Origin of the sequence: Chitinophaga ginsengisegetis, from assembly GCF_900168065.1 — a bacterium.
In the GTDB taxonomy this organism is placed as follows: domain Bacteria; phylum Bacteroidota; class Bacteroidia; order Chitinophagales; family Chitinophagaceae; genus Chitinophaga; species Chitinophaga ginsengisegetis.
The window spans coordinates 121,362-134,694 of the sequence record NZ_FUZZ01000002.1; the positions used below are offsets into that span (position 1 = coordinate 121,362).

Below are 13,333 nucleotides of genomic sequence, written 5' to 3' on the forward strand. Positions count from 1 at the left end.
TCATTCCAAAATATTCATCATCATGAAATATAAAAATATTCTCTTTTACGCTGCGTTGATACTGACCATTGTCAGCGGCTGTAAAAAAGCAAACAGCGATGTAGACCTCAGCGAAAGCATCATTGGCTCCGGCACCGTTCACGGCGATGTGTGGGGCATCTGGCCCAAAGGCAGCATCCAGCGCGTTTCCGGCGATATCACTATCCCGGAAGGTAAAACGCTGGTGATTGAAGAAGGCGTATTAGTAATCATGGATACTCTCGTAAAACCGGAAGTAATTGTAAAAGGAAACCTGTATTCAATGGGAACCGCTGAACAACCGGTGAGATTTACTATTGAAGAAAACTACCGCACCGACAGCCGCAAGTTTGGTAAACAATGGGGCGGTATCCTCGCGGCTAAATCCTGTGCAGAGCTGCTGTTGGACAATACCATCCTCGAATACGGCGGTGCTGTTACCACCGAGTCGTCTGCTTCTGTGAAACAGGGATTGTATAAAGCTGTGAGCGGCGAAGCATTACCTGCATTATGGTACAGCAATGTGAATGGTAAGCTGGTAGTGACCAACTGTATCTTCCGCAATTTTAATGAAGACTGCACCTACATTGAAGGCGGCAAACTTATCTTCTCCAATAATAAATTTTACACCACCGGTATCACCGGCGGAGAAGGTATTAACATCAAATCCGGTTGTATCGCGGATGTGAGTTACAATCTCTTTTACTCTACCAATACCAACGCGCTTAAATTATCCAACTCCGGCGAACGCACGCCACAGGCGCACGTAATTGCCTATAACAATACCATGCTCAACACCGGCTGGAGAAGGCCTACAGTAAAAGGCGGCTCCGTGTGGGTGGAAGCTACCGTGTTTGTGGAACTACACAATAACCTGTTTGCCAACACACGGTTTGGTATTAAGAGAGATACCAAAAAAGTAGAGGACAGTCGCTCGGTTATCAGCAACAATCTTTATTATGGCTTTAACCAAACTACCGTCGACCAGTTCCAGCCCGCAAAAGATATCATTAGCGGCGCCAATGATGTTATCGGTACAAAAGCCGGTGAGAATGATCCGAAATTTGTAAATTATCCGTTGAACACACCGACCGATAGCCCGGATTTTAACACCAGCTGGGACTTTCATTTACTGGCCGGCTCACCTGCGCTGGGCGCCGGTACCACTGCCTTTACCCGTAACTTCCCGAACGGACTGGTGCTGAACGGCATTAACTACGCCTCTCCTGCTCCTTCCTCTTTTATTGGCGCCTTTGGTACTAAAAACTAAAACAGCGATCTCACAGTAATGACTACACGCAATATATTATACTCCACAGCAGTTCTTCCCGGACTGCTGTGTTTTCTTGCCTGCGCAAGACCGGCAAGCCGGGCTAACGGACAGGCATACACGGATACCACTACTATTCAGCCCGCAGTAATCACCGAACAGGTAAAGTTTGATTCAGACGATCCTGCCATTTGGGTAAACCCGCAAAATCCCGCCCGGAGCCTGGTGATAGGCACTGATAAATCGGCCGAAGGCGCCCTGTATGTGTTTGACCTTGAAGGAAAGATTAAACAGGTGGTGCCCAACCTGCAACGTCCCAACAATGTGGACATTGCATACGGATTACTCCTCAACGGAAAACGTATAGACTATGCCGTTACCACCGAGCGCATCACGCATAAGCTCCGCTTCTATTCATTGCCCGATATGCAACCCATCGATGATGGTGGCATCCCGGCATTTGAAGGCGAAACCGGCACACAATACCGTGATCTCATGGGAGTGGCGGTTTACACTAACAAAAAGAACGAACACTATGTAATTGCAGGCCGTAAAACCGGTCCGCAGGATGGTACCTATTTATGGCAATACCGCCTTACCGATAACGGTGCTGGAAAAATAAAAGCCACGCTGGTACGTAAGTTTGGCCACTACAGCGGTAAAAAGGAAATAGAATCTATTGCCGTAGATAATGAAGCCGGCTATGTTTATTACTCTGATGAACAGTACGGCGTACGACAATATTATGCCGACCCGGAAAAAGGTAATGAAGAATTAACAGTTTTCGGCACCACCGGTTTTACAGAAGATCATGAGGGTATTTCTATTTATAAAACCTCTCCCACCAAAGGATATATCCTGGTATCTGACCAGGGTGCCAACAAATTTCATATCTTCAGCCGGTCAGGAACAACGCATACGTTGCTGAAAGTGGTGAAAGTAAGCGCCGGCCACAGCGACGGCTCCGATATAGTAAATGTGCCACTGAACAATACTTTCAAACATGGATTATTTGTAGTGATGAGCGACGACCGGACCTTCCATTATTATCGCTGGGAAGATATTGCCGGTAAAGAGCTGGAATCAGCGCCAATAAAAAAATAGTGTCCCATATATGAAATCTATCTTTCTCGCTTCCCTGTGCCTGTTTGCCGGTTTACACCTGGTGCAGGCACAGGATGCTGCTGTTACGAAAGCGCCCATCGCTGCAAAGCTGATCCGTGGCCCTTACCTGCAGGCAGCCGGTACACAGCAGATGCTGATCCGCTGGCGCACCGATGCATCTGCCCGCAGCCGTGTGAAATACGGCACCGCGCCGGATAAGCTGGACCAGCAGGCAGATGATGCCAACCTGGTAACAGAGCATAAAGTACTGCTTACAAACCTGCAACCCAACACCCGCTACTATTATTCCATTGGCGGCTATAAGGATGTATTGCAGGGCAACGCAGACAACTACTTTATGACCCTGCCCGAAGCCGGTAAAACAGACCTGTACCGCATTGCCGCGCTGGGCGATTGCGGCGACGGCTCTCCCAACCAGCAACTCGTAAAGGAACAACTGGTAAAGTACCTCGGCAACAACTACCTGAATGCATGGATATTGTTAGGCGACAACGCCTATCCCAACGGTACGGACGCGGAGTATCAGAGCAAGTTTTTTAATGTTTATAAAGATGACCTGCTGAAGAAATTTCCCCTGTTCCCGGCGCCCGGAAATCATGACTATCATGATACCGATATCTCTGCTGCCTTTGCACAGCAATCGCACCAAACAAACTACTACCAGAACTTCTCCATGCCATCGGAAGGAGAATCCGGCGGGTTGCCTTCCCACTCGGCTTCTTTCTATTCTTTTGATATCGGGAACATCCACTTCCTGTCGCTCGACAGCTACGGTAAAGAAGACAACGCTTACCGCCTGTACGATACCACCGGTCCGCAGGTAACCTGGATAAAGAAAGATCTCGCTGCCAATAAAAACAAGGGTTGGGTAATTGCCTACTGGCACCATCCGCCGTATACAATGGGTTCCCATAATTCTGACGAAGAAGATGAACTGGTACACATCCGGGAAAACTTTATCCGGATACTGGAACGCAACGGCGTAGACCTGGTACTGAATGGACATAGTCATGATTACGAAAGGTCCAGGATGATCAAAGGACATTATGGCCCCGCCAACAGCTTTGATCCGGCCAAACATAACGTAAGCAACTCTTCCGGCCGCTACGACGGCGGCAACAATTCCGCACCGTATATCAAAGACAGCATCCGTACCACCGGTACTGTATACGTAGTGAGCGGCTCCGCCGGGAAACTGGGCGGCAAACAAACCGTTTACCCGCATAACGCCATGTATTTTGCAGATGCAGAACACGGCGGCTCCAGCATACTCGAAATACAGGACAACCGCCTGGATCTGAAATGGATCTGCGCAGATGGCACCATCCGCGACCAGTTTACCATGATGAAAAACGTAAACCGGAACACGGATATCCGGATCAAAAAAGGAGAAGTGGCCACATTAACGGCTTCTTTCATCGGTACCTACAAATGGAATAACCGTAAGGAAACCACCCGGAGTATTACCGTAACACCTACCGCCTCTACCACAAAATATACCGTAGCAGATGCGTACAATAATGTAAAAGATACCTTCACCGTATATGTATCGAAATAAGATCATCTGGCTGTTATTCAGCCTGCTGGTAGCTTATAGCTTTACACCCTCCACGGACGATCGCGGTGTTACCCATACTATTGCCATTTTCAGGGAAGGTGCCAACGGATTTTCGGCGGCTTCCCTGGAACTGGAACAAGCCATACAGGCGATTGATAAAGATGATACGGCCAGCATTACCGCTGCCAGGGAAGCACTGAAAAAGTGCCGGTTACAATATAAAAGGATTGAGTTTTTCCTCGATTACTTTTTCTTCTCTTCCGCTATGGTGTATAACCGCCCGGCCAAAACGGAAATAGATGAACCTTACATGGAATACCAGGCGCCATCAGGGTTACAGCAGATAGCGGTACTGTTGTTTGAGAAAGATCCTTTCTCCCGGAAAAAAGAACTGGTAACAGAAGCACTGGTAATCCGTACCGCCGCTGCTGATCTTACGTCGTTGCTCTACCAGTTCACCACCAGCGATAAAGCCATTATGGAAAGTATCCGCCTCGAACTGGTACGCCTGTACGCAGGAGGCATCACCGGCTACGATGCACCGGAATTAAAAACAGGGATCGCAGAAACCACACAATCCATGCGAACCATCCAGGCAGTGATGGAACCCTGGCTCAGCACCTCTTCTCCCGAAACAAAATCCGTAGCACATTACCTGGCCCTTTGTATACAATACCTTGACGCACATCCCGGCTTCGACGACTTCAACCGGCTGGAGTTCCTTACCACCTGCGGCCTGCCCTTGCAGGAAAGTACCGGCGCACTCATACGTGCGTTACAGTTAGACCTGCATACCCGCAGCGCGCTCAACTACAACGCACCCAACCTCTTCAGCAAAGATGCTATAGACCTCAAAGCATTTACTAACGGCGCCGTATATACGGAAAAAGAAAAGCTGTTAGGGAAGCAATTATTCTTTGAAAAAGCGCTCTCCGGTAACAACACCCGCAACTGTGGTACCTGTCACCGCCCGGAACTATACTTCAGCGATGGCCTGCGCACCAGCATGGCGCTGGATAATAAAACGACGGTAAGAAGAAATGCGCCGGGCCTCACCTATTCTGCGTTCCAATACGCACAGTTCTGGGACGGCAGAGCCGGTACGTTATCAAAACAAATACTGACCGTAATCAGCAACCCCGAAGAGATGGATGGCCATCCCACTGTGATCATCAGCCGGCTAAAAGACAGTGCGCATTACCGCAACGCCTTTGCTGCCGCCTATCCTGAAGACACCGCCGCTGTAACCATGCCGCACCTGGCCACCGCTATCGCGGCGTATCTAAGTACCCTTGCACCCATGAACAGCGCAATGGATGAATATTTTGCCGGCAACAAAAACGCATTGACACCGGCACAGATCCGGGGCTTCAACTTATTTACCGGGAAAGCGCAATGCGCTACCTGTCACTTTGCACCACTGTTCAACGGGCTCACACCACCCTTGTACCAGTTCACCGAATTTGAAAACCTGGGCATGCCTGCTAACGACGATCTCCAACATCCGCAACACGATACTGATGCCGGCAGGTTTGAATTTTTCCCGATCGCATATTATCAGCGTGCCTTCAAAACACCCACGGTGCGTAATAGCGCTATGACCGCCCCTTACATGCACAACGGCGCGTTCCGTGACCTTGAAAAAGTGATGGAGTTTTATAATGCCGGCGGCGGCAATGGAGTGGGTATGACTGATCTGTATCAAACGCTTTCTTCCACGCCGTTGCATCTCAACGAAACAGAGATCAGGGACCTGATTGCGTTTATGCATGCGTTGACGGATAAGCCCATCGCAAAGTAGCCTGGTATTACGTTTTAATGACAAACATCCCCCTCCCCCTCATTCTTTGATTTATACAACTCTTTCTGCTATTTTCACAATTTCCGGATCAGTCGTTCCCCCTACCTTTGATCCATCAAATCATAAAAAAATGGAAACAACACAAATATCTCCCGCCACCACCTTTCTTTTAGGAGGTGAATTCAATATTAACCGCGTGGGTTACGGCGCCATGCAACTAACCGGCAACGGTGTGTTTGGTGATGCAGCCGACCGTCCCAACGCCATTAAGGTACTGCAACAGGCAGTGGCTTCCGGTGTAAACTTTATTGATACCGCAGCGGCTTATGGCCCTGGTACCAATGAACGCCTCATTGCAGATGCCCTGCATCCATATCAAAAAGGGCTCATTATCGCTACCAAAGGCGGCTTCCAGCGCCCCGGACCCAACCAGTGGATACCTGATGGCCGCCCGGAATGGATTGCCAAAGACATCGATGCCAGTCTCAAGAACCTGAAAACAGATGTGATAGATCTCTGGCAGTTGCACCGCATAGACCCCAACATCCCGGTGGAAGAAACCCTGGCGCCGGTAGTGGCCGCCGTGAAAGCGGGTAAGATTAAGCATGTAGGGCTGTCTGAAGTAAATATTGAGCAGATCCAGCAGGCAGAAAAAATACTCCCCATTGTATCGGTACAAAACCTGTACAACCTCGGTAACCGCCAGTGGGAATCCGTACTGGATTATACTGCTGAAAAAGGCATTGCCTTTATTCCGTGGTACCCGCTGGCTTCCGGTCCGCATACGCTGGAAGAAAAGATCAGTAAAATTGCCGGCCGCCACAACGCTACCACCGCGCAGATTGCGCTGGCATGGCTGTTGAAACGCGCCAGCAATATCCTGCTGATCCCGGGAACTAAAAGCATTGCCCACCTGGAAGAAAATCTTAAAGCAGGAGCAATTGAATTATCTGAAGAAGATTTTCAATTACTCAGCAAATAACAATCAGGTGATTTTAAGAAAGGGGAAGGCGTGGTCGCTTTCCCCTTTCTTATTTAAAGTCCGTAAGCCGGCTTCAGGAAAACTGCTTACCTTTGGTAACTATCTGTTCAACCTTACCTGGAGGCCGCTACTAACCTCCAGATAAGTTAAAATATATGCAAGTGGATAAAAAACGTCATCCTTCACCGGAAGCATGTGCCGCCTCTCTCGCAGCAGTGGGAGACGCGATGTACGCCATCGGTGGCAAGTGGAAACTGAAGATTATTGTGGCCCTTATTGACCACAGGCGGCGGTTTAATGAACTGCAGCGTTTAGTGGAAGGGATTTCGGCAAAGGTGTTGTCGAATGAGCTGAAAGATATGGAGATGAACGGTTTTGTGAGAAGAATACCGGTAGCGGAAGGCAGTACCCTTATGGAGTACGAGCTTACTGACTACAGCGATACCCTGGGAGATGTGCTCCATTCATTAACCGTATGGGGAACAATGCACCGGAAAAAGATCACAGGGCGCAGCATGGAAATACCCGCCCTGGAAGTGGCATCAGTTGATTAGCGTGGCTTTCACGGGCAATTGCAGCTGATAGCCTTTGCTGCCCATGTATACATATCTTTTCACGGCTGTAAACCGTATTTTCTTTTTGCCTTTCAGCAGGCTTTTCACTTCATCCGGAAGCCGGTCGGTGTCCGTAGCGGTGGCGGTTCCTTTTAACGTGATCACAATATCACGGAAGTACTTTTTATCGCCCGCAGACACCGTGTACCCGCTGCTCCAGCTGGATAACCCTTCTTCTGCTTCTGTTCTTTCCACACCATAAGCGGCCATCACCTGCTGGTAACCGCCGTTGATACCTGCAATCAGGAAATAGTCCCCATCGAACGGACCGCCACCGGGTCCATTACTATGTTTAATCATAAACGCATACTGATCATTGCCTATCAGTAATGGCTTTGGCGTAGGGCATTTTGAAAAAGCGCCATACGCTCTGATGGCTGGTTGAAACATCCGCAGCTTCCAGCCTTCATCGGTGAGCACAAACTTGGCGAGGCCCAGTAAGCCGCCGGTGAAGCGCGAGGTCTGGAAACCTTCTTCATCAAATACAGAATGGTTAAAGCTGATCACTTTATACTGCAACCCCGTGGAGTCTTTAAAGTCCATTTCGTTGATCAAACGGGTGGCCACGCCTTCAGGATAAGGGAAGGCGGGATTACCATCTTCATTTACATCCGGGTAAGGCTTCGGCTTACAGGTTTTACATTCCCAGTTGATCAGTTCATTCCGGTAATTATCTTTAGTAAGATTATAATATTTTCCTGGGAACAATTGCAGCAGTGCTTTCTGTGCATTAAAAGTACCTGCCAGTAACAGGGTGCGGTTTTGTAAAATAGTATCGGGCACATTCTTCTTTTTCAGGTATTCATCCGACTGCGCAAAACTGGCAGTTATCCATCCCGCCAGGAGGCATACCATAACAAACAAACGTTTCATCATAACTTTAAGCAAATATCTGTGCCGGCAAAGGTAATACTCCCGGCGCAAAAACGATATCCGGGGAAAACAGTAATTTAGTTTCCTTAATCCTGTTAACTGATTACCACGATGAACCGCTTCGACCGCTTAACCGCCATCCTCATACATCTGCAATCCAAAAAACTGGTGCTGGCCCAGGAAATTGCCGACCGCTTTGATGTGAGCCTGCGTACTGTTTACCGCGACGTACGTTCGCTGGAACAGGCCGGAGTGCCTGTTATCGGCGAAAAAGGACTGGGTTACTCCATTATGGAAGGTTATCGCCTGCCACCGGTAATGTTTACCGAAGAAGAAGTAATTGCTTTCCTGATGGCAGAAAAAATGCTGGAGCATCATGCCGACCTGCAAAACAGCGAGCGCTTTAAAGGCGCGATGTTCAAAGTAAAAGCCGTGCTGCGCAATGCACAGAAAAAAGTGCTGGAAGACCTGGAAGAAAATATTGCCGTTAGGCATAAAGTATCCGAACATAATCACCTGCTCAATGATACCCTTCCCCTGCTCATCAGGGCAGTAGGTGAAAAGACAGTGCTGCATATCCAATATGCTACCGAAACCGGCATTAATGAAAGGGATATAGAACCTATCGGTATTTTCCGGGAAAACGGCAGCTGGAATGCCATCGCCTTCTGTGCCACCTCCAAAAAGTATCATCCTTTCAGAACAGAACGGATGCTTTCTGTAAAAGATACCGGCCGGCCATTCCACCGGCAACACATCTCCCTGACCGAATACCTGGCAAACAAACCTAAAGATAACGGACAGTCGTTCCCGGTAGTGATCAACGTGCATAACGATATGGCCCGGTATCTTACAGAACAGAAATATAACTACGGCTTTAACAGTGAGAAAGCAGGTAAAACGCACACCCGTATGGAATTTGAGGCGCCCTGTATACAGGCATTTTCCCGGTGGTATATCACCTTCGCTGATCAGGCCGACATTATTAGCCCTGCTTCCCTTAAAACCCTGGTAAAAGACCGGCTGAAGGAAATGCTGAAAAAAGTTTCCTGACCCGTTTTCCCAACTGACATACCGTTGTCACACCCCACCGGTAATTTTGGAATATGAACAGTCAGCAGATCATACAACACCGGCTGCATCAGCAGCAGCTCCTCCATTCCCGTTTTACCCGGCCCGCCGACCTGGTACGCTGGATGGGCTGCATACAGGCCCAGGATTATGCAGGCGCCAAATGGGCTATCGGCAACCGTATTAAAGGCACTACCGACGCCTCTATTGAAAAGGATTTTAACGATGGAAAGATCCTGCGCACCCATATCCTGCGCCCTACCTGGCACTTTGTGGCGCCGGAAGATATCCGCTGGATGCTGCAACTGACCGCTCCCAAAATAAAAGCCTTTAATAAAAGACTGCACGTAAAACTGGGCATTTCCGACAAAGACCTGAAACGGAGCAACAACATTATCACCAAAGCGCTCAGCGACCATAAATTTCTCACCCGCACAGCCCTTCTTCCATTGCTCGCCAAAGCGAAGATCAACACCGATGATATCCGGCTGGGATTCCTCCTGATGGATGCGGAGCTGGAAGGCCTCATCTGCAGCGGCCCCCGCCAGGGAAAACAATTTACCTATGCGTTGCTCTCCGACCGCGTACCCGATGCGCCTGCACCTGGCCGCGAAGAAGCTATCGCCCGCCTCACCCTCTGCTACTTCAGCAGCAGAGGCCCCGCCACCATCCAGGATTTCCAGTGGTGGAGCGGGTTAAATATCGCCGATATCAAAACAGGACTGCACCTCAACAAAGAACAACTTTCCCATACCGTTGCTAACGGGCAAGCCTATTGGTTTGCTGCCGGCGCACCGGCAAATAAACGCACGGTTTCCTCCACATTCCTTCTGCCCAGTTACGACGAATACGCTGTGGCGTATAAAGACCGCTGCGATATCCTCCCTGCTGAGCACCAGTCCACCGCCGGTTATGGCATCTTTAAACCTGTAGTGGTGGTGAACGGGCAGGTGAGCGGCATCTGGAACCGGAAAGAAAGCAGTCAGCATATTACTGTGACCACACAACTGATCTGTCCCGGTAAAAAAGCAGCAGTAGACACCGCAGCTGCCGCCTATGCGGCTTTTATGGGGAAGAAGCTGCAAAGCATCACCTCCATATAAAGCCCGGTGACAAAAAGTGCCTGATATTTGGTTACTTTGTTTGACTATAGACTCATATTAAGAAAACGATAACCAGATTATCAGATGATAGACGATATTCAACTTCAGCTAAGAACGGTGAATGTAACCCGCTACGTAACACCGTTACGTGAAGGTGGTTCGCTGCCGGCTATCGCCGAAGCAGACGACGGATTCCTGTATGCCCTGAAGTTCAGGGGCGCAGGCCAGGGCGTAAAAGCACTCATCGCAGAATTAATCGGCGGCGAACTGGCCAGGATACTCAAACTGAAAATACCGGAACTCGTATTTGCCAATCTCGATGCTGCTTTTGGCCGTACAGAACCCGATGAAGAAATACAGGACCTGCTGAAAAAAAGTGTGGGCCTCAATCTTGCGCTGCACTATTTATCCGGCGCTACCACCTATGATCCTACGGTAAATACCATTGATGCGTTAACAGCGTCGAAGATCGTGTGGCTCGACTGCCTCCTGACCAATGTAGACCGCACCGCCCGCAACACCAATATGCTGATGTGGCGCAATGAACTGTGGCTTATTGATCATGGCGCCTCCCTCTATTTCCATCACTCCTGGCAAAACTGGCAGGAACAATCCCTTCGTCCTTTTGTACAGGTAAAAGATCATGTGCTGCTGCCACAGGCCAGTGAGCTGGAACAGGTAGATGCCGCTTTCAACCTGATCCTCACGCCGGAGCGGATACGCGCCGTTGTAAACATCATCCCCGAAGAATGGTTGCGTAGTGAAGATAGCAACGATGTTACACCGGAAGAAAGACGCCAGGTATATTTTGAATTTTTAACAAACCGGATCAGCCACTCCGGAATTTTTGTAAAAGAAGCACAACATGCAAGACAATCACTTATATGAGTACGCTGTAATACGGGTGGTGCCAAGCGTAGAGCGGGAAGAATTTCTGAATGTTGGTGTTATTCTCTATTGCAGGCAACAAAAATTTTTACGGGCAGTATATACATTGAACGAAGAAAAACTACACGCACTTTCTCCGGAAACAGATGTTAACACCATCCGCCCCTACCTGGATGCCTTCGTGGAAATTTCCAAAGGCAGCAAAGCAGGTGGCCCGATCGGGGCGCTGGATCTCGCCAGCCGCTTCCGCTGGTTAACTGCCACGCGCAGCAGTGTGGTACAAACATCGAGGGTGCATCCCGGGTTTTGCAGCGCTGATGCGGAAGATACGCTGATGCGGTTGCACCGGCAGCTGGTACTTTAAATAACGCAAAAAATGCAGATGCCGGGTAAATAACCCGGCATCTGCATTTTAAGGCAATCGTTATTTTGTTCCGAGATTTTTACGGACCAGCTGCACAAAGGCATCTGGTGTAACTACCCTTACATTTTTGTTCAGGCCGGCTATTACTGTACTTATGGCCGACATATCTTTTGTCCAGGTATGTACAAACACCAGTGTATAACCTGAACGGCTATACGGGTCTGCAGGTCTGGCGTTGATGTTACTGATCACAGTAGCTTCTTCTTCCAACCCGGCCCATAGGTTATCGCCGGCTTCTATAACAGGTTTCCCGTTGGCAGAAAAGCGGATACTGCCACCGGGCGCTTCTCCGTAACCGGTATACAGCAGGGCATCTATATTAGGTTGTGCGAGATATTTATCCCACAGATCCATTCTTTCCAGGGCGCCCTGATCCAGGATATTCACGATATTCAGATCGGATTTTGCCATAAAAGTATTCAGGCGTTGCACGTACTGATCGAGTGCGGCGGCCGGCATTTTGCTGGGAAAAGTATATCCACTTCCACTTGGTCCGGCTACAAAAAAGTCCCTGCCTTTATCTGTATTAGCTGCCTTTTCATAGTACCACCGCATGGCGGCAGGCGCCAGGTCCACCAGGGAAGGGCTGATAGTATAGCCCATATTGAATGTGCCTCTCAGCGGATGGCTGAAGTATTGCTGCATGCTCCACAGATCGTAGCCTACATTATCGCCATCACTCAACAGGAAAGTAACGTAGTGTACATTTTGTTCTGCCGCCGGTGTGGTGCGGCCCTGCTGTTTCAACGGCGCTTCGTCATACACACTGCTCAACGGCGCAAGATTAGCGGCCAGGTCTGTTGGCAACATTACAACGCCGGCAGCAGCTGCATTTGCCACCATCGAAAATTCTTCCTTCCCGTATCCGAAGCAAAAGGCTTCCGGTTGCAGGGCTTTTAGCACATCGACGCGCCAGGGCGTTTCGCCGTCGTAAAAAGTAAACGCATTGGTGAGCGTAATGTAATCCCGGAGGTGGTGATCAATAGCAGGGTTCTGTTCTGCTGCCAACGAGCGGCTGAATGTTGCAGGATAATGTTCCCATATCCACTTCTCATCACGTGCACGCATATCCGCTTTTTTTATCTTTATACCGGCAGTGATAACAGCCGTTTCCAGGCTGGCATCCACTGCAATGGCATTCATAGGTCCGCACAGGGAATTTGCGGCAGTGAGAGAGCGGATATTTTTAGTGCGGTTGTACAGCACATAGCCACTCACTTTAGGGGCGAAGTGCCGGAGTAGTTCCGCCCATGACGTATAGTTAGTAATCCTTATTTTATATTTTTCGGAAAGATAATTTTTCCATACGGAAGAAGCGCCTCCCTCATCAATATAGATCTGTTCACCGGAAGTTTTCGCTACTACTCCCTGGAGTGTGGCGATCAGCACTTTTTGTTCGGCGGTGAGCGAGCTGGCCGGGATCACACACAGCGCTGTGAGGGCAGCGCCCTTCTGATGGAGTACCCCTTTCTTCAATACAACGGTATCTGCTCCCGGTGGTGGTACTACGGCTACTTCGGTAGTATTCTTTTTGCCACAGGCCGTAACAACGGCCAGCATGGTGGCTATAAAAAAGATAAAAGTATGGCTATTTCTCATATAAGAA

General features: G+C 49.2%; 12 protein-coding genes. 10 read left to right on the forward strand and 2 right to left on the reverse strand.

What is annotated here, in order from left to right; all coding sequences use genetic code 11:
- Positions 1 to 22: 22 nt before the first annotated feature.
- From B5Z18_RS14235 to B5Z18_RS14260, 6 genes are all read left to right on the forward strand, one after another.
- Complete coding sequence (locus tag B5Z18_RS14235) at positions 23 to 1,288, forward strand: right-handed parallel beta-helix repeat-containing protein (RefSeq protein WP_079470157.1); 1,266 nt, start codon at positions 23 to 25, stop codon at positions 1,286 to 1,288.
- Between the two features lie 18 nt (positions 1,289 to 1,306).
- Entirely contained in the window at positions 1,307 to 2,392 is a 1,086-nt protein-coding gene (locus B5Z18_RS14240) for a phytase (RefSeq protein WP_079470158.1), read from the forward strand.
- 10 nt (positions 2,393 to 2,402) lie between these two features.
- The gene (locus tag B5Z18_RS14245) at positions 2,403 to 3,971 is read left to right on the forward strand and encodes a purple acid phosphatase family protein (RefSeq protein ID WP_079470159.1); all 1,569 of its coding nucleotides are present in this window, start codon (positions 2,403 to 2,405) and stop codon (positions 3,969 to 3,971) included.
- Complete coding sequence (locus tag B5Z18_RS14250; RefSeq protein WP_200817280.1) at positions 3,958 to 5,772, forward strand: cytochrome-c peroxidase; 1,815 nt, start codon at positions 3,958 to 3,960, stop codon at positions 5,770 to 5,772. The genes B5Z18_RS14245 and B5Z18_RS14250 overlap by 14 nt, the downstream gene beginning before the upstream one ends.
- A gap of 130 nt (positions 5,773 to 5,902) precedes the next feature.
- Positions 5,903 to 6,754 carry an aldo/keto reductase gene (locus tag B5Z18_RS14255; protein WP_079470160.1) on the forward strand — a complete coding sequence of 284 codons (852 nt, stop codon included), beginning with the start codon at positions 5,903 to 5,905 and terminating at the stop codon, positions 6,752 to 6,754.
- 155 nt (positions 6,755 to 6,909) lie between these two features.
- Entirely contained in the window at positions 6,910 to 7,308 is a 399-nt protein-coding gene (locus tag B5Z18_RS14260) for a winged helix-turn-helix transcriptional regulator (RefSeq protein ID WP_079470161.1), read from the forward strand.
- On the opposite strand, the gene B5Z18_RS14265 is transcribed toward B5Z18_RS14260, so the two are convergent.
- A complete protein-coding gene (locus tag B5Z18_RS14265; protein ID WP_143313599.1) occupies positions 7,297 to 8,244 on the reverse strand; it encodes a hypothetical protein in 948 nt (315 codons plus the stop codon). The genes B5Z18_RS14260 and B5Z18_RS14265 overlap by 12 nt on opposite strands.
- Before the next feature lie 108 nt (positions 8,245 to 8,352).
- On the opposite strand from B5Z18_RS14265, the gene B5Z18_RS14270 reads away from it, so the two are divergent.
- The 4 genes from B5Z18_RS14270 to B5Z18_RS14285 all read left to right on the forward strand — a co-directional run bounded on the left by B5Z18_RS14270 (position 8,353) and on the right by B5Z18_RS14285 (position 11,667).
- Positions 8,353 to 9,294, forward strand: a complete 942-nt coding sequence (locus tag B5Z18_RS14270; protein ID WP_079470163.1) for a helix-turn-helix transcriptional regulator — start codon at positions 8,353 to 8,355, stop codon at positions 9,292 to 9,294.
- A gap of 53 nt (positions 9,295 to 9,347) precedes the next feature.
- Entirely contained in the window at positions 9,348 to 10,415 is a 1,068-nt protein-coding gene (locus tag B5Z18_RS14275; RefSeq protein ID WP_079470164.1) for a winged helix DNA-binding domain-containing protein, read from the forward strand.
- 84 nt (positions 10,416 to 10,499) lie between these two features.
- Positions 10,500 to 11,303, forward strand: coding sequence for a HipA family kinase (locus B5Z18_RS14280; protein ID WP_079470165.1), 804 nt, complete (start codon positions 10,500 to 10,502; stop codon positions 11,301 to 11,303).
- Positions 11,281 to 11,667: a DUF3037 domain-containing protein gene (locus tag B5Z18_RS14285; RefSeq protein WP_079470166.1), complete on the forward strand. Its 387-nt coding sequence runs from the start codon at positions 11,281 to 11,283 to the stop codon at positions 11,665 to 11,667. The genes B5Z18_RS14280 and B5Z18_RS14285 overlap by 23 nt, the downstream gene beginning before the upstream one ends.
- A gap of 60 nt (positions 11,668 to 11,727) precedes the next feature.
- Here the strand turns inward: B5Z18_RS14285 and B5Z18_RS14290 are convergent, their stop codons facing one another.
- Entirely contained in the window at positions 11,728 to 13,326 is a 1,599-nt protein-coding gene (locus B5Z18_RS14290; protein ID WP_200817281.1) for a GxGYxYP domain-containing protein, read from the reverse strand.
- Between the last annotated feature and the right edge of the window lie 7 nt (positions 13,327 to 13,333).

What these genes read in the sequence shown, in the direction of transcription:
- B5Z18_RS14280 (WP_079470165.1), top strand. Translation starts at nt 10,500, where the DNA reads ATGATAGACGATATTCAACTTCAGCTAAGAACGGTGAATGTAACCCGC.
- B5Z18_RS14270 (WP_079470163.1), top strand. Translation starts at nt 8,353, where the DNA reads ATGAACCGCTTCGACCGCTTAACCGCCATCCTCATACATCTGCAATCC.
- B5Z18_RS14255 (WP_079470160.1), top strand. Translation starts at nt 5,903, where the DNA reads ATGGAAACAACACAAATATCTCCCGCCACCACCTTTCTTTTAGGAGGT.
- B5Z18_RS14260 (WP_079470161.1), top strand. Translation starts at nt 6,910, where the DNA reads ATGCAAGTGGATAAAAAACGTCATCCTTCACCGGAAGCATGTGCCGCC.
- B5Z18_RS14250 (WP_200817280.1), top strand. Translation starts at nt 3,958, where the DNA reads ATGTATCGAAATAAGATCATCTGGCTGTTATTCAGCCTGCTGGTAGCT.
- B5Z18_RS14265 (WP_143313599.1), bottom strand. Translation starts at nt 8,244, where the DNA reads ATGATGAAACGTTTGTTTGTTATGGTATGCCTCCTGGCGGGATGGATA.
- B5Z18_RS14285 (WP_079470166.1), top strand. Translation starts at nt 11,281, where the DNA reads ATGCAAGACAATCACTTATATGAGTACGCTGTAATACGGGTGGTGCCA.
- B5Z18_RS14275 (WP_079470164.1), top strand. Translation starts at nt 9,348, where the DNA reads ATGAACAGTCAGCAGATCATACAACACCGGCTGCATCAGCAGCAGCTC.
- B5Z18_RS14235 (WP_079470157.1), top strand. Translation starts at nt 23, where the DNA reads ATGAAATATAAAAATATTCTCTTTTACGCTGCGTTGATACTGACCATT.
- B5Z18_RS14290 (WP_200817281.1), bottom strand. Translation starts at nt 13,326, where the DNA reads ATGAGAAATAGCCATACTTTTATCTTTTTTATAGCCACCATGCTGGCC.
- B5Z18_RS14245 (WP_079470159.1), top strand. Translation starts at nt 2,403, where the DNA reads ATGAAATCTATCTTTCTCGCTTCCCTGTGCCTGTTTGCCGGTTTACAC.
- B5Z18_RS14240 (WP_079470158.1), top strand. Translation starts at nt 1,307, where the DNA reads ATGACTACACGCAATATATTATACTCCACAGCAGTTCTTCCCGGACTG.